Source organism: Oribacterium sp. Sow4_G1_1 (assembly GCF_052116105.1).
Lineage (GTDB): Bacteria > Bacillota > Clostridia > Lachnospirales > Lachnospiraceae > Oribacterium.
In genome coordinates, this window is record NZ_JBQKLS010000003.1 from 22,078 (window position 1) to 38,356 (window position 16,279).

Sequence of the window (16,279 nt, forward strand, 5' to 3'; positions counted from 1 at the left end):
CGACAGTATTCTAGCATACTCGCGGGGTTTCGACTAGATGGGGACAGCGTAGACCGGTCCTCCGGGGCATCCGTACAATATGCTGCAAAAAAATCAGACGTTTTGTGAATATCATCCAGGCATTACGGAATTCTGTCTTTTCGTTCATTTCGGTTTCTCGATTTCGGGTTTCTGTCCTGTGCTTCACTTGCATTTTTCTAAGCTCCATGCGCGGAGCGTCTAGTCTGTTCTGGGACTATAGTCCACATGACGACTATAGGCGATTCGCGCTGTCTCCTCTATACTCGGGCTATACCAAACGCGGAGGCCACATGACAGTATCTCAGCTTATCCTCCTGCAGTGTCTGACCATCGCTGCGGGCTATGATCTACGAGAGCGGCGTATCCCTCATGCGCTGATCTACACCTATTTATATTCTGGTTATTTCCTTTCATACAGGGGCACCCTGACGCTGCCGGCGTGCTTCTTCTGCTCCAGCGGAAGGGGTGTCTCCTATCTTCTTCGCTACTTCCTCTCACTCGTCATGTTTCGTGCCCTGGCCTCACTGACCCATGCAGGTGGCGGAGACGCACGACTGATGGCACTGGTCATCGCGTGGTGCGGTGTCGATGCCGGATGTCAGCTTCTGCTGCCGGGGCTCGTGTTGGCACTGATGTATCTTCTATGGATCAGAACAGATTCCGGCAGGTGGAGGTTCCGGGAGCGGCACATGCTTCCGACACTTCCTCTGGCCCTGCCACTGCTTCTCGGTGCGATTCCGGGACTGATCTTCTCTCCCGCGTCGTACGGTTCATTTCCCTACCCCTGAACCCTGAACCGGCGAAGCGGGAGATACTCTCAGAACGTAAGCGTTCAGCGCTGGAACCCCCGGAGGGCGGCAACGGAGGATCACACTCCGAGACCAGTGAAATCCATGCCGGGCTCTCTGCCTGAGCTGTACGCTCCGAAAAATGATTTATCTGTATGAAAAGAGGCTTCTATGAATCAGATTCTCGCACTGCTGGAACAGGATCCCAGCTACTGTGAACGTTTTTTAAAGTATGCATCTTCGCGGACGGAGTGTCCGTTTACCGTCTATACCTTTCAGACCGTGACGGAGCTGCAGCGTTTCGCACACCAGAACGACATCGACCTGCTGCTGAGTGATGCGCAGACGGTCGGGGATGCGGAGCTCGAGAAGCTCCCGGTGCATACCCGGGTCGAGCTTACAGAGGAACCGATGGGTGAGAAGCAGGTGTTCGACGGAGCGCGTCCGGATGCGCCGCGCAAAATCTATAAGTATCAGTCCGGAGAGAAGATCCTGCATGAGCTCGTTTCGAGCTATCAGCTCGCGAAGAAGTCGGAGCCGAAGAATCGGCAGGGACTCGCCAGGCTGTACCTCGTGTACAGTCCGATCGGGCGATCCGGGAAAACCTGCTTCGCCGAGAGTCTCACGAAAACACTGCAAAAGGATATGCGGGCACTCTATGTCAGTCTCGAGGAGGTCTCGGCGCGGGCCGATGCATCACTGCAGAGTGGAAACGCCTCTCTCAGTGATGCCCTCTACTTCTATAAGAAGGAGCGGCTGGATGCCGAGCGGCTGCGCTCGATGGTCACGCGTGTCGACGGCATGGACCTCATCCCGCCGGTCCGTTCACCGGAGGATATCGCGACGCTGCGGGATACGGAGCTTCCACAGTTTATCCAGGTCCTGCGCGCCTCGGTCGACTACGATGCCGTCGTCCTCGACACCGACAGTATCCTGAGCCGCGTGGAGGGCATCCTCCCGCAGGCCGACTGGATCTTCATGCCGGTCACCGACCAGCCTGCGCACTACCGTAAGCTGTCCGCCCTGGAGCATTATCTCTCCGGCTCTCCGCATCGCGCTGCACTCGACCGTATCGTGAAGCTCATCGTACCTCTGGAGCATACAGGATACTCCGAAGCAGAGGCCTCGGAGCGGCTGTCCGAATTTACTGCGGCGGTCATACGAAACTACCTCTACGATGCGCAGCCGCAGCGTGCGGTGCGCTAGCAGACATGCATATCGCAGTACCATACACGATACATGCAGATCGAAGCGCATGCACATCGCAGGTCATGTAGAAAAGGAAGTGGATCATGCGGCTCTCTCAGACAAAGGGAATATAGCATATGAATACAATCATGGATCAGACCGAATTAAAGAAGGAGCTGAAACAGCAGCTGCTCGCCGGACTCGAGGAGCAGCGAAGCTTCAGCGATGCGGAGCTGTATGACCGCATCGACGAGCTCCTCTTCGCACATCCGGAGCTCTGCCTCCGGGACAAGCTCTATCTGCGCGATGCTGTCTTCAACAGCTTCCGTCGTCTCGATGTGCTTTCCGAGGTACTCGATAATGCCGATGTCACGGAAATCATGATCAACTCCGAACAGGAGATCTTTATCGAGCGCAGCGGACACATGCAGCGCTGGGACCGGAGCTTCGAGTCCCGGGCACAGCTCGAGGAACTGATTCAGAGCATCGTAAGCCGCATCAACCGCGTGGTCAACACCAGTACGCCGATCGTTGATGCCCGTCTCGAGGATGGTTCGCGTGTTCATGTCGTCCTGCCGCCGATCGCACTGAAGGGGCCGACGGTCACCATCCGAAAGTTTCCGGAGCCGATCACCCTCGAAAAGCTGATCCTCTACGACTCCCTGACACAGGAAGCCGCCGACTTTCTGATTTCACTCGTACGGGCACGGTACAACATCTTCATTTCCGGGGGTACCAACTCTGGAAAGACCACCTTTCTCAATGCGCTTAGTCAGTACATCCCGTCGGATGAACGGGTCATCACGATCGAGGACTCCGCCGAGCTCCAGATCCGAAACGTACCGAACCTCGTCTCCCTCGAAACGCGAAACGCAAACGCAGAGGGGGAAGGCGAGATCAGTATGCAGAACCTGATCAAGGCGTCCCTCCGTATGTCGCCGGACCGCATCATCGTCGGCGAGGTGCGCGGAAAGGAATCGCTCGACATGCTGAATGCTATGAATACAGGCCACGACGGCAGCCTGTCCACCGGCCATGCGAACTCCGCCCAGGATATGCTTCGCCGTCTGCAGACCATGGTGCTGCAGGGCGCGGAGCTTCCGTTGCCGGCGATCCGCAGCATGATCGAGTCGGCGCTCGACATCATCGTTCACTTAGGACGTACCCGTGACCACAAACGACGGGTACTGGAAATATCGGAGGTGATCGGCATTGAACATGACGAAATCAAACTTAAGCCACTGTATAAATTCGATGGTCAGAAGCTTGAAAAGCTTGCGGATCTCACGTCCCGACAGAAGCTCCTCGATCGATTATAACGAGTATATCCTGACGCCCCTCGAGTATCTCCGTCTCTTCATCACGGCGCTGCTCGCGGATATGCTGGTCGCGTATACCTTTTACCAGAGCCGCCGCGTGCTGCTCGTCACGCTGCCGCTCTGCCTGCTGTACCCCTTCTCCTGTCGAAAGGCGCTCTGCGAGAAGCGGCGACAGCAGCTGCTGACGGAGTTCAAGGAATCCCTTGCGATCCTTTCCTCTTTCTTAAGTGCCGGCTACTCCACGGAAAATGCCTTTCGGGCCTCCATCGGTGAGCTCGAGCATCTCTTCTCCCCGGACGCGATGATCGTGCGGGAGTTCGAGCAGATCGTGCACGGTATGAGCCTGCATACACCGGTCGAGGAGCTGCTCGCGGACTTCGCCTACCGCTCTGGACTCGAGGATATCGCGAATTTCGCCGAGGTCTTCACCGTCGCGAAGAAAAACGGCGGTCAGCTCGTGAAAATCATCGCGCACACGGCCTCCGTCATCCGTGACAAGGTGCAGATCTCCGAGGAAATCCTCACGATGAACGCCGCCAAGCGCTATGAGCAGCGGGTCATGAACCTCGTCCCGTTTCTCATCATCCTGTATATGAACTTCAGCTCGCCGGAGTTTTTCCGGACCCTGTACACGACGGTTCTCGGGCGCATCACCATGACGCTCTGTCTCCTGCTGTATGTCCTCTCCGTCTGGCTCGCCGGACGCATCATGGATATCGAGGTGTAGCTATGAGGACACGACATTCTCTGCGCCGCACGCTGGAGAAGACGCTGCGGCCGTATCTTCAGAAGCTTCGGCAGCAGGCACAGGCGACCCCCGCCGGGATTCGAAAACAGATGCTTCTCTGCATCAGTGCCTCTCTGCTCCTGACGATCCTGGTATTTTTTCTGGGACTTCAGGACGGCGTACTGAAGGAGGGCTTCCGCCTTCCACGAAGCGGCTACGGCGGGTCGAAGCAGTATATCACCCTGGAGGTCTCCGGACTCACGGAGGATACATCGGTTCCGCTCGAGATCACGGTCAGTCCGAAGCGCTACACCGAGGAGGAGGCCAATGCTGTCTTCCGTGAGATTTATGACCAGCTCGAGGAGCTCGTGGTCGCGGAGGGTGAAAGCTTCGCAAATCTCCAGCACGATCTCCGCCTCATGACGAAGCTTCCGAAGTACGGCGTGCAGCTCTCCTGGGACTTCTACCCGGAGCTCGATCCGGCGCTCGCCGCCGGTTCCGTGCCGCCGGATGAGGCGCGGGCCTACTACCGGAAGTACCGTCACCTGATGGACAGCGACGGCACGCTGCATAACGAGACGCTGGCACCCGGCACCGTGGTGACCGGCTATCTGTCCCTCATCATGAGTACGGACATCGTGCCGACGGGTACCGACGGAGAGACGAAGTATCTGAAAACGCAGTATCACTCGGCACCGTACCGTATCTATGTCGGTATCGTCCCACGGGCGCTGTCCCGCTATGAGTCCCTGCTGCTTCAGCTGCAGCAGGCCATCACCACGGAGGACGAGGGCAGTCTCGGCGAGAATATGCTCTCCCTGCCGACGGAAATCGACGGACAGCGCATCTACTACAGTGAGCACGAGGACCGAAGCTATCTTCTGCTTCCGCTGCTCGGCGTCATCGCCGCCATGGCCATCTATATGCGCCAGGGGCAGGCACGCCGGACGGAAAAGAAGCAGCGAGAGGCGCTCCTGATGCTGGACTATTCCGAGCTGGTATCGAAGCTTATGGTCTACATCGGTGCCGGTCTCACCGTCCGCAATGCCCTGGAAACCATCTCACAGCACTTCGACGCGCTCATCGCACGCGGCATCAAGGAGGACCGACCACTCTATCAGGAGCTCCGCACGATGGTCATCCAGTTCCGGCGCAACATGCCGGAATCGGAAATCTATCTTTCATTCGGACGGCGGGTGAACCTGAAGCCGTATACGAAGCTCGTCAGTCTGATCGAGCAGAACCGGATGAACGGCGCACGGAATCTCCGCGCCATGCTGGAGCTCGAGATGGAGGACGCCTTCGAGCAGCGGAAAACGACCGCACGGCGCCTCGGCGAGGAGGCCGGCACGAAGCTGCTGCTCCCGCTGTTTATCATGCTCGGCATCGTGATGATCATCGTCATCGTACCGGCCATGAGTGCTCTCGGGTGAGGGCCTTCCGCTAAACGCTCAGATTTTATAACATGTACACTATGAATCTGCGTGGCATCCTGCCCCGGCATATGTCAGGAGGATACTACGCCCCACACGAGGCGAGGCCTCAGGAGGAAAAAAACATGACAACAAGCTTCACTATGTTCCCAACTGCTTCTGGTATACTGCCGCACACGATGCTGGATACCGTCTTCGGTATACTGCCGCACACGATGCTGGATACCGTCTTCGGTGTACTGCACCGACTGTATGATCAGTTCCTGTTTGCATGGATGCTGTTCATCACGGCCTGCCGGAAACGCCTGCGCACACTGCTCCAGGATGATTCCGGCATCGGTACCATCGAGCTCGTACTGATCCTCGTCGTACTGATCGCGCTCGTCCTGATCTTTAAGGATCGTATCAAAGCGCTTCTCAATGACATTTTCGATCAGATCGAGAGCTCCGCGAGCAGCGTGTACTGATGAAGCGGCGCATGACACGAGGCCCTGCACACACAGACGCAGAACGTCGCCGCATAGCGACGGCAGAGCTCGCAGCTCAACGCACGCAGGGCTCGGTCTCTGTGTTTCTCGCACTTAGCTTCGCGATGATCGCTGCGCTGCTGCTCACCATCGTGGAGTCCTGCCGCACCGTCTCGGAGCGCCTGTTCTGGCAGACGGCGGTGGACAGCTCCATGGAGTCACTCTTCTCACAGTTCCATCGCCCGCTCTGGGAAAACTACCGGATCTTCGGACTGCAGTACCGGACGGACGAGGATCTCTCGGAAGAGTTCTATGACTTCATGAAGCCCTACCTCAGCGCTCGGGACCTCTTTCCGGGCAGCATCCGGGAGGACAGTGTCTCCTTCCTGGAGCATGTGCACGTCACCGAAGGAATCAGCTTCGAAGAGGAGGTGCTGGAGTATATGAAATATGGACTTCTGGATTCACTGATCAGCTTCGCGGGCAGTGAATTTCAGGAGCAGGAGGTCGTGGAGGAGCTGGAAAAGGTGTTCCGCCGTGCAGATGAGTCGAAGGAAATCCGGGAACTGCAGCGGAGCTATCAGCTCGACACGAAGGACCTGAAGGCCGTCGAGGATGCCATCGCTCAGGTGGATGCCGCCACGCGCAGTGCGGAAGCCGCCCACCAGGAGGCCTGGAACGCACTCCGGCGGGAGGACCCGTACGACTTCTACTCTGCGAAATACTCCTTCACTCGCGCACTCACTGAGCTTCAGCATGCAGTCAGTCGTTATACGAAGGCAGCCGACCAGCTCGCGGAAAAGGTCGCTGCACTTCGCGCGGACTTTGACACCCGCTCGGCTTCCCTCTCCGAGGAGGGACGACAGGCGATCGAGGCGGAAATCTCCGAATATGAGAACTATGTTTCCAGAAGCGGCGACGTCCGTGCAGAGATCGAAGCGATGCCGACGAAAGCCGCTGCCCTCATCGCCGAAGCCGATCGCGTCGAGCAGGACGTCGATGACTTCGAGGAGTGGCTGGCGGATGCCATCTCGGATGCGTGGGATGACGACGATGAGGACGAACCGGACTTTTCCTATGAGATCCGGCGCTTCTACCGCACTGCCGCCGTGGACTGGCACAGCTTTTCACTGATTCACTATGGTGGCGAGCTGTCGAGGATCAATGCAAAAAACAAGGCCCTGCTCGATCAGATCAGTGATCTGCTGCAGGGAAATCTGCTCTCGCTGGTGCTGCCGGACGATGCTGCTCTTCCGTCGAACACGGCCATTCATGACCGCTCACCGGCATTTCCGGCGGATTCCACGGCCCATCCGGTGGAGGTCGCCATCCTCGGAGAGTATGCACTAAAGTTCTTTCACTACTACCATCCGGGCGAAACGCCGAAGGAGCAGATGCCACCGAGTGGTGCGCAGGCGCTCGAGCTCGAGTATCTGCTCGGTGGCGAAAGCAGCGACTACGAGAATCTCTCGGAATATGTCACGAAGCTCGTCGCACTCCGGGAAGGCATGAATCTGATCTATCTCTACTCGAGTCCGGAAAAGCGGAACGAAGCCCGACTCTTCGTCACGTCCTTTCTCGTCGCTACGGGAAACCCAGCGCTGATTTCCGTCTTCACCTTTTTCGTCCTCGGCATCTGGGCACTGGTTCAGGCGATTCAGGATGTAAAGACCCTGCTGTCTGCCGGACGTGTGCCACTCTTTCATGATAACAGCAGCTGGTCTGTCGATATCTCCGGACTTCTCCGTTTCGGTGAGCATCCTTCCGCAGGTGCCGATGTACGAAAAAACGGCCTCTCCTACCGGGATTACCTCCGGGCGTTTCTGCTCGGCGAGGGCCTTCTCCGGCAGGCAGAGATCAACCAGCGGATGCTGAGCCGAATCGAGAAAAACATACGGCAGATCGGAAAGGATCCGGAAACGGGCTTCGCCCTCGACGAGTGTCTCTATGCGCTCGAGGCCACCGTTCACCCGGACACGCGGCATGTCATGTACAGCACCGGTATCCTGCAGATGGTCGCCGATACGGTACCAGCCATCGACTACTCGATGGAAATCAGCAGCTACTACAAGTATCGGAATGATACGCAGTAAGCGGCCTGCTGCGACATCGCGCGGCTGAAAGCCTACGGTATGCGCCGTACACCTGTACCCGAAACATTGACCGCTGACAAACCTGCGGATGATTCCGCTGCACTGCAGCGAATCACATAAACTCATCTGAGGAAACGCATGAAACAGGAACGAAGTACCCTGCCCCGGCACAAGTCACACTCCAGGTACCATCACCGGGCATCGGAATACAAGAAAAAACTGAATACACTTCTTCTGACGCCATGCCGCTCCTCCCTCACTGTGGAGGCTGCGCTCGCCCTGACCCTCGTGATCCTCGCGAGCGTCGTCCTCATGGTGCCCATGCTGATCCTGAACCACCAGCGAAACGCCGCCCTCGAGATGCATGAGAATGCACGCCAGATGGCGAAGCAGAAATATGTCGAGTACTACCGTGCGAAGGACGGCAGTCTCACCCTCGATCAGGACCTCCTGAACAGTGGGGAGACGGTGCTCACTGCCCTCGGCCTCGGGCATCAGATCAGCCAGCCCGGTATGAAAAACATCGACCTTCTCTCCGATTCCGAAATCACGAAGGAAACGGTTCGTTATATCGCAAACTATGATGCGGTTCTGCCGTTTTCCGTGCTCGGACTCGACCATCTGTCGCAGCAGGTCGTCGTCAGCCGCCGTGCATGGATCGGTGCAAAGGGCAATCGCTGGATGGAAAATAACGGTGGAGAGACGGAAGATGATCCCGTCGTCTATGTCAGTACCCGCGATACCGATGTCTACCATACCACACGCGCCTGCTCTTATCTCACCCATGACATCCTGGAAGCCCGCGGTGAAGACATGCGAACGCTTCGGAACAAATTCGGCGGAAAGTACAGTCCCTGTGCCACCTGCCGCCCGAACCTGTCCATGCCGACCGTCTACTATACGCTGGCGGCACGCAGCTACCATACGACACCGAGCTGTCGCACCATCTCCAGCAACGTGCAGGAGATGAAAAAATCCGAAGCCGAGTCCTATGGAAAGCACGGCTGTGTGCGCTGTGGATAAGGAATTCACGATGTTCAATGAGGAATTCGCTTTCGCTGGCACCCTCGTCATCCACACTGTATTTTATGATTGATTACGTAGTATATAGCGAAGAATATCGCTGAGGAGAAAACCGTGATACACTGTTTGACCTGTTTCTTTTTTATATATGCACTGCTCTGCATCGCGTACGATCTCCGGAGCCACAGCGTGCCCCTGATGGTGCACCTCCTGTTCGTACTCCCCGGACTGATCGTATTCGGAAATCAGCTCCACGGAGCGCTTCAGGCATGTGCGCTCACAGCGCAGCGGATGATCTCTGCTACTTCAGCGGATGCTTCATCCGCTGGTCTTCCAATCTGGCATCCGATCTGGGCCGCACTGCTTCCACTGCTACCGGGGCTTCTGGCCCTGCTGATCAGCAGGCTCTCACGGGAAGCCCTGGGCCTAGGTGACGGACTCTTTCTGCTGATCGCCGGCCTCTATCTCCAGATGCGCTCGATGCTTCTGCTGCTCCTGTCCGGTATTCTGGTCGGTTTTCTCGTGAGCGTGATCCTGCTCATCCATGGCCATATCCACGGCCGGAGCATGCGAAAAGTGTGCTTCCCGTGGATTCCCTGTACACTGCCGGCGCTCTGCGCGATCGCTTTCTCACAGTTCCCGCTGGTCTGATCCCGTTTCCCATGCAGCGCCTCTCGCTGCTTCCGACAGGAAACTTACTTCATCCATCCGATGACACATCGCATCCTGTCTATCCCTGGATGCCCTGCTTCATCTACTGAACACGTTTTTACATTCAGGAGTTCCCATGTATACCATAGAAGCCGCCTATATCTTTTCCATCATCCTGCTGGTCATCGGAAGTCTCGTCACCAGCGCTATCAAACTGCAGTCAAAAATCAATGGCTTCACACGTTCTGCGCTCGAAACAGAGGTCAACAGCCATCTTCCGGATGGCGCGAAGGATTTCCAGCCGGAGGATTTCATCCGCATGGTCACCCTTTTTGAACAGGACATCGATCCAGCCGAAGGAGAACAACATGAATAAACCGATTCTGGAGCGTATGTCCTACGAGCATAATCTCCGTCACAGTTACATGCATATCAACGCACAGTCCGTGGACCCGCAGTCCTATGAGCTGAAGCTGCTCCGTGAAACGAGCGTCCCGGATACGCTGCCCCTCTCAATCCGCCCGGATGCGGAGGATCCGGCCCAGGCGACCCTCGAATATGAGGTCTCCGGTCTGGAATCCATGGCAAGCTACTACGCGAGTCGAAAGCTCCGCTACCTGGCCCTCGCACAGCTCATGGAGAACATCCATGGCCTGCTCGGGCATCTCGAGGAGTATTTCCTCCCGGAGGATATGGTGCTCCTGGATCCATCCGCAATCTTCTATAATCCGGAAAAGGAAAGCTGGATCTTCACCCTCGTGCCCGGCTACAGCAGTTCCTTTCATGAAGCATTGAAGGCACTCATCGCCTGGCTTCTAAAGCGGATCGACTACAACGAGGACCGCGTCGTCGTTCTGGCGTATACCCTCTATAACGAATCCCTCAAGGAATTTCTCGTGATGGAGAATCTTCTTCGCATCTGCCGACAGAACATCGAGCGTGAACGCATGCTTCAGCTGGAACGAAGCGGTGGCCGTGCAGCCACAGCGGCTGCCTCTTCCTTCGGTATGGACAGCCGCGCCTCTGCGCAGGCTCCTGCTTCCGGTTTATTCGCTGCAGACGAGCAGCGCACAGCTGCCTCCACGCCACGTCCACGCATGATTTCCACCGATGGCATCTTCCGTCCGATCGACGCCGGCCTTTCGGAGCCGGCAGAAGATGCTGAGCCACGACCAGCGAGGCCCGCACAGTCATCTGCCGCAGCGCCTGACAACATCCGCTTCCCATCCGATTATGGTGAAGACGAGTACAGTAAGACGGTTAGAAAGCTGCAGGAGCACACACCAGGGGATGCCCAGGTGTACGAGCATGACGCATCTCTCTGCACGAATTATACAGGCTTCGATGATCCTGCGCTCGACGGTGTCAGCGTATCCTCACTGGTTCCAGCCCCGGAAGTGAAACGGAGTTTTCCACTTTTTCGTCGCCGGAAAGACGGGAAATCAGAAAAAGCAGAACGACGAACGAAAAAAAGTGTGGAGAAATCCACACTGAAGGAAGCACTGTCCACCGAACAGAGTCAGAGCTCCTTTAAGGCGAAGACCCTGCTCTCTGTCGCACTCATGATTCTCATTCCGTTCCTGATCTGGTTCCTGAAGGGCGGCGTCGTCCTCCGTCGCATGCTCCCTCTGGTACTGGCCCTCGAAGCCGGCATCCTCGTCGTCATCGCCCTCGATTACCTGATGGCGAAGCTGCCGGATGACTAACAGTAGCGCATGGATCGTAACCATTCAGCCGGAGTGACTTCTTCACCCGGCTGAACTGTTACCATGGATCCCATCATTTACAGAAATGCATACATCTATTATTGAAAATACGTATATTACGTAGTATCCTTTAAGGAGATCTAACATGAAATTTCGGGAAATGGAATCTCTTCTTCTGAAGGATGGATGGCTTCTGGTCGATATCAGAGGATCTCACTATCAGTACAAGCATCCATCTAAATCCGGAAAGGTAACGGTTCCAAATCATCGTGGTGACATCCCTGCAAGAGTTGTCGCTTCTATACTGAAGCAGGCGGGGCTGAAGTAGCATCCGCTATGCCAGAGGAGTATTTATGAACTACATTTATCCAGCTGTTTTTTATCCTGAAGAGGATGGTCGTTATTCTGTCATTTTTCCAGATTTAAATGATCTCGCAACGTATGGTGATACACTGGCTGATGCTTTTGCCATGGCGCAGGAAGCGTGCGGTCAGTATCTTTTCACCTCATTACGAGACGGTGAGCACCTTCCTTCACCGTCCTCACTCGATGACGTTCAAAAAGAAGATGCTCATGCCCTCGTCAATATGGTATGTGTGAATCTCGACGCGTACGCCCGTGCTTACGATGACAAAGCCGTTAAAAAGACCTTAAGCATCCCTGCATGGCTGAATACCGCATGTGAGAATCTCGGAATCAATTTCTCGAAGGTTTTGAAGGATGCGCTGATTGCAAAGCTACAGGTACAGTAAGACGCTTCGCAATCTCTACAAGGATCTCCGTGGTCTTCGCCAGTGCTCCTACCGGGATGAACTCATACTTTCCGTGGTAGTTGTAGCCACCGGTGCAGAGGTTCGGGCACGGAAGGCCCATGTAGGAGAGACGTGCGCCATCGGTGCCGCCACGAATCGGAACCACGATCGGCTCGACGCCGCAGGCACGCATCGCTGCTTCCGCAGTGTCGATGAGGTACATGCACGGCTCGATCTTTTCCTTCATGTTATAGTAGCTGTCCCGGATCTCGCAGACCACGGTGCCCTCACCGTACTTCCGGTTCAGGAACGCCGCTGCATCTGCGAAGAAGCACTTCTTCTCCTCGAATTTCGCTCGATCATGGTCGCGGATGATATAATCCATCTGTGCTTCTTCCACACTGCCGTTCATCACATCGAGATGATAGAAGCCCTCATAGCCTTCTGTGTACATCGGATTCTCGAACGTCGGAAGCAGACGCTGGAATTCCATGCCGATGAGCAGTGCGTTCTTCATCTTGAGCTTCGCGCTGCCCGGGTGAATGCTGGCACCGTGAATCACTACCTTCGCGGATGCTGCATTGAAATTTTCATACTCCAGCTCACCGAGGGCTCCGCCGTCTACCGTGTAGGCGATGTCCGCGCCGAAATCCGCAACATCGAAATGATCTGCACCTCGACCGATTTCCTCATCCGGTGTAAAACCAATGCAGATTTCTCCATGCTTTATCTCCGGGTGCGTCAGGAAGTGCTCCGCCATCGTCATGATTTCTGCGATGCCAGCCTTGTCGTCGGCGCCGAGCAGCGTCGTACCGTCCGTTACGATCAGATCCTCTCCCTTAAGTTTCGAAAGAAATGAAAAATCCGCCACCTTCATCACGATCTGCTTCTCTTCGTTCAGGACGATATCTCCGCCGTCGTAATCCTGCACAATCCGCGGCTTCACATCCGCCCCACTCAGTGCCGGCGAGGTATCCATGTGCGCGATGAAGCCGAGCACCGGTACTTTTTCATCGCTTGTTGCCGGAATTCGTGCGAATAAGTACCCATACTCACTCATACGTACATCCGTGGCCCCCAGCTCGATGAGCTCCTGACGAAGCTGCTCCGCAAGAACCAGCTGCTTCGCTGTACTTGGGCAGCTTTCACTCGCCTCATCGGACTCTGTATCGTAGCTGACATAATTCAAAAGCCGGTCGATTGCTGTTTTCATAAAATGATCCTTTCTTCTTCATTTTCAGATTTTCTTTACCATGAATAAAAGAAAGTCGCCGTACGACCGGCGTTTTCTCCGGTCGTGCGACGTCCTTTTCTTTATCTCTTATTTCTGACTCTGGTTATAGCATTCACGTAATGCTTTTGCAAGCTGATCTGCACAGGAAGTGGTTTTCCGACCGTGATAAAGATAGCGATGTTATGAAAGCTCCTTCTGGTACTCCTGTACATACTCTACGAAGTACTCCACGCCCAGTGACAGTGCGCTCTCATCAATATCGAAGAACGGGCTGTGCTGTGGGAACTGGCGCTCCTCCTCCGGCCAGCCGCCGCCGAGAAGCAGGAGGCACTTCTCCTGCGGGTACTTGGCGAAATCCTCGCCACCCATCTGAAGCTCCCAGTCGGTGAGGTGATCCTTACCGAAAACGGTCTCTGCGGCTCTTCTTCCGGTATCTACACAGGCGTCATCGTTGATCATTGGAGGTGGTCCGAAGTGATAATCCACTTCGATCTCGGTTCGAGTAGCCTCACCTACACCGGCTGCTACACGCTTGATGATCTCCGGATACTGATCACGGGTCGCCGGCGTAAAGGTTCTGGCGGTACCCATGAGGTGTGCCTCTGCCGGGATAACGTTTGATGTCGTTCCGGAATTAAATGCTGTGATACTGATAACAGATGCCTCCAGCGGGTTTAATTCTCTCGCAACGACACGCTGCATCGAAAGAACGAACTCCGAAGCGGCAACCACCGGGTCTACGGTCTGGTGTGGAAGTGCACCATGGCCGCCCTTACCCTTCACATAGATATCAAAGGTATCCGCAGCGGACATAACAGGGCCATAACGAAGAGATGCATAACCTGCCGGAATCTTACTCCAGATATGCATCGCGATGAGACGATCACACTCGAGAAGCGCAGGATCATCCTTCATCAGTGCAGCACCACTGTTCTCGATGCACTCCTCTGCCGGCTGGAAAAGAAGGCGCACGGTGATGGTCAGCTCATCTTCCATCTGCTTCAGAAGCTTGGCTGCTCCGAGGAGCATGGTGATATGTGTATCATGACCGCATGCATGCATCTTGCCTTCATTCTGAGACTTCCACTCACACGCTGCCTGCTCTGTAATCGGAAGTGCATCGATATCTGCACGAATTCCGAGAATCTTATCGGAAGAATGCGGTCCTTTGATCGTGGCGATCACGCCGGTCTTGCTGGACTCCTGGTATGGAATTCCGAGTTCATCAAGATATTCCATAATCTTCTTCTGTGTATTGAACTCCTCCCATGATAACTCAGGGTGCTCATGGAAATAACGACGAAGTTCGACTAATTCGTTCTGAATCTTCTTTCCTTCTGTGATGACATCCATTTTGTACTTCCTCCTAATGAATGATGTAAAACACGTATGTTATGTTCTTTTTTTAGTACAGCCTTCCGAAAATATCGACATTCGAAAGGCTGCGGAATTTAAATATTAGAATGGGCCGTAGTTGATCTTGGTTGCAACAATCAGTGCAATCACGCAGACAACAAACAGTATCGAAATCAGCGGAGTAATAAACTTCCACCACTTCTTAAGAGGGATACCTGCGATCGTAAGGAAGATTAGAAGCGTACCACTGGTGAACCAGAGAGAGTTTGTAAGACCATCACCAAACTGGAATGCGAGGATCATAGTCTGACGAGTCATACCGATGATATCTGCAAGCGGAATAAGGATAGGCATGAGCGCCATAGCCTTTGCCGAACCAGAAGTGAGGAGACCGTTGAAGATGGCGATAACGAACATAACCGCGATGGCTGCGATCGAACCCGGAAGGTTCTTCAGAGGTCTGGAAATGCTGTAAATGATCGGGTCGATGATACCGGACTCAGTAAGAATCCACTGGATACCTCTCGCAAGACCGATGACAAGTGCAGGTGTAAGACCATCCTTCGCACCGGCACAGATTGCATTTACGAGGTCATTCGGTGCCATCTTGTTCAGAAGGCCAGCAGCGATGGCTGCAAACAGGAAGCATGCAGAAAGATCGTTCATAGACCATCCAAACTTTGCAACACCTGCGATGGCTGCTACGAATACGACGAGGAAAAGCAGGAGTGCCATGCTCTGTCCGCCGGTCAGCGGAGTCTTCATCTCCTCAGAATAGTCTACACGGAACTTATCGGAATCAAGGTCTGCAGTGATGGACTGAATCTTTCCATTACGAACACCACGTGCATAACGAAGTACGTAAAGAATGATGATAAAGTCCGCAATGCAAAGCAGGATCAGACGGAATGCAAAGCCTGAGAACATCGGAAGCTCTGCAACTTCATGAGAAATACCTACCGTATACACACTGGTCGGTGAGAAAGAGAAGCTGATCATATCGATCATAGCGGAGCATGCGATACCCGTCATCAAGTCATAGCCGAGTGCCAGAACCAGTGACAGAACGATCGGAATGAACGGAACGATCTGCTCATTCCATCCGAGAAATCCACCGAGTGAACCGAAGATGATCATGATCAGAACCAGGATCTTCTCGGAGCCGACAGCCTCAGACTTCGAAAGAATACGGGCAACACCCTTATTCAGGGCACCGGTCCGCTTGTAAACTTCGATACATCCTGCAACGAGCATAACGAGGAACATCATGCCGCCTGAGGATACAAGTCCGTTCGGAATCGACTGGAAAATCGCCTGCGGTCCTAAATACGTCTTTTCCGTTGCGTGGAAAGAATTCGCGATGACTACGGTTCTGCCATTCAGCACTTCACGATCAAATGCGCCCGGGCTGACAAACAATGACATGATGTAACAGCCTACGATTACGAGGAACACGATAACGAATGCATTAATCGATCCACTCTTCTTTTGTTTCTTTACGTTTTCTCCCATTTCATACTC

The 16,279-nt window shown here is 54.8% G+C and carries 16 protein-coding genes; 13 read left to right on the forward strand and 3 right to left on the reverse strand.

The features are described from left to right. Window positions 1-311: 311 nt before the first annotated feature. The 13 genes from ACTQ52_RS02785 to ACTQ52_RS02845 all read left to right on the forward strand — a co-directional run bounded on the left by ACTQ52_RS02785 (window position 312) and on the right by ACTQ52_RS02845 (window position 12,168). Window positions 312-809, forward strand: a complete 498-nt coding sequence (locus tag ACTQ52_RS02785; RefSeq protein WP_441981745.1) for a prepilin peptidase — start codon at window positions 312-314, stop codon at window positions 807-809. Between the two features lie 171 nt (window positions 810-980). Beyond that, window positions 981-2,015, forward strand: coding sequence for a hypothetical protein (locus ACTQ52_RS02790; protein ID WP_441981746.1), 1,035 nt, complete (start codon window positions 981-983; stop codon window positions 2,013-2,015). A 119-nt stretch (window positions 2,016-2,134) separates the two neighbouring features. Then, window positions 2,135-3,316 (forward strand): CpaF family protein, encoded by a 1,182-nt coding sequence (locus ACTQ52_RS02795; protein WP_441226442.1) that lies wholly within the window; start codon window positions 2,135-2,137, stop codon window positions 3,314-3,316. Beyond that, on the forward strand, window positions 3,273-4,043 hold the full coding sequence (locus ACTQ52_RS02800) for a type II secretion system F family protein (RefSeq protein ID WP_441981747.1): 771 nt from the start codon (window positions 3,273-3,275) through the stop codon (window positions 4,041-4,043). Before ACTQ52_RS02795 ends, ACTQ52_RS02800 begins: the two co-directional genes overlap by 44 nt. A 2-nt stretch (window positions 4,044-4,045) precedes the next feature. Next, complete coding sequence (locus ACTQ52_RS02805) at window positions 4,046-5,476, forward strand: hypothetical protein (protein WP_441981748.1); 1,431 nt, start codon at window positions 4,046-4,048, stop codon at window positions 5,474-5,476. 125 nt (window positions 5,477-5,601) lie between these two features. Further along, window positions 5,602-5,943 carry a Flp1 family type IVb pilin gene (locus tag ACTQ52_RS02810; protein ID WP_441981749.1) on the forward strand — a complete coding sequence of 114 codons (342 nt, stop codon included), beginning with the start codon at window positions 5,602-5,604 and terminating at the stop codon, window positions 5,941-5,943. A gap of 11 nt (window positions 5,944-5,954) precedes the next feature. After that, window positions 5,955-8,036, forward strand: coding sequence for a DUF5702 domain-containing protein (locus tag ACTQ52_RS02815; RefSeq protein ID WP_441981750.1), 2,082 nt, complete (start codon window positions 5,955-5,957; stop codon window positions 8,034-8,036). 138 nt (window positions 8,037-8,174) lie between these two features. Further along, window positions 8,175-9,059, forward strand: coding sequence for a hypothetical protein (locus tag ACTQ52_RS02820; protein ID WP_441981751.1), 885 nt, complete (start codon window positions 8,175-8,177; stop codon window positions 9,057-9,059). Window positions 9,060-9,173: 114 nt separating this feature from the next. Then, on the forward strand, window positions 9,174-9,710 hold the full coding sequence (locus ACTQ52_RS02825; RefSeq protein ID WP_441981752.1) for a hypothetical protein: 537 nt from the start codon (window positions 9,174-9,176) through the stop codon (window positions 9,708-9,710). Between the two features lie 136 nt (window positions 9,711-9,846). Then, window positions 9,847-10,086, forward strand: coding sequence for a hypothetical protein (locus ACTQ52_RS02830; protein ID WP_410042748.1), 240 nt, complete (start codon window positions 9,847-9,849; stop codon window positions 10,084-10,086). Further along, window positions 10,079-11,416 carry a DUF6382 domain-containing protein gene (locus tag ACTQ52_RS02835; RefSeq protein WP_441981753.1) on the forward strand — a complete coding sequence of 446 codons (1,338 nt, stop codon included), beginning with the start codon at window positions 10,079-10,081 and terminating at the stop codon, window positions 11,414-11,416. Before ACTQ52_RS02830 ends, ACTQ52_RS02835 begins: the two co-directional genes overlap by 8 nt. 145 nt (window positions 11,417-11,561) lie before the next feature. After that, complete coding sequence (locus tag ACTQ52_RS02840) at window positions 11,562-11,744, forward strand: type II toxin-antitoxin system HicA family toxin (protein ID WP_441981754.1); 183 nt, start codon at window positions 11,562-11,564, stop codon at window positions 11,742-11,744. Between the two features lie 25 nt (window positions 11,745-11,769). Next, the gene (locus tag ACTQ52_RS02845) at window positions 11,770-12,168 is read left to right on the forward strand and encodes a type II toxin-antitoxin system HicB family antitoxin (protein ID WP_441981755.1); all 399 of its coding nucleotides are present in this window, start codon (window positions 11,770-11,772) and stop codon (window positions 12,166-12,168) included. Here ACTQ52_RS02845 and pepT read toward each other — a convergent pair. The 3 genes from pepT to ACTQ52_RS02860 form a co-directional block, all read right to left on the reverse strand. Further along, window positions 12,113-13,381: a peptidase T gene (gene pepT, locus ACTQ52_RS02850; protein WP_441981756.1), complete on the reverse strand. Its 1,269-nt coding sequence runs from the start codon at window positions 13,379-13,381 to the stop codon at window positions 12,113-12,115. The genes ACTQ52_RS02845 and pepT overlap by 56 nt on opposite strands. A 201-nt stretch (window positions 13,382-13,582) precedes the next feature. Then, window positions 13,583-14,755 (reverse strand): M20 metallopeptidase family protein, encoded by a 1,173-nt coding sequence (locus ACTQ52_RS02855; protein WP_441981757.1) that lies wholly within the window; start codon window positions 14,753-14,755, stop codon window positions 13,583-13,585. Between the two features lie 105 nt (window positions 14,756-14,860). Next, window positions 14,861-16,270 (reverse strand): YfcC family protein, encoded by a 1,410-nt coding sequence (locus ACTQ52_RS02860; protein ID WP_441981758.1) that lies wholly within the window; start codon window positions 16,268-16,270, stop codon window positions 14,861-14,863. Between the last annotated feature and the right edge of the window lie 9 nt (window positions 16,271-16,279).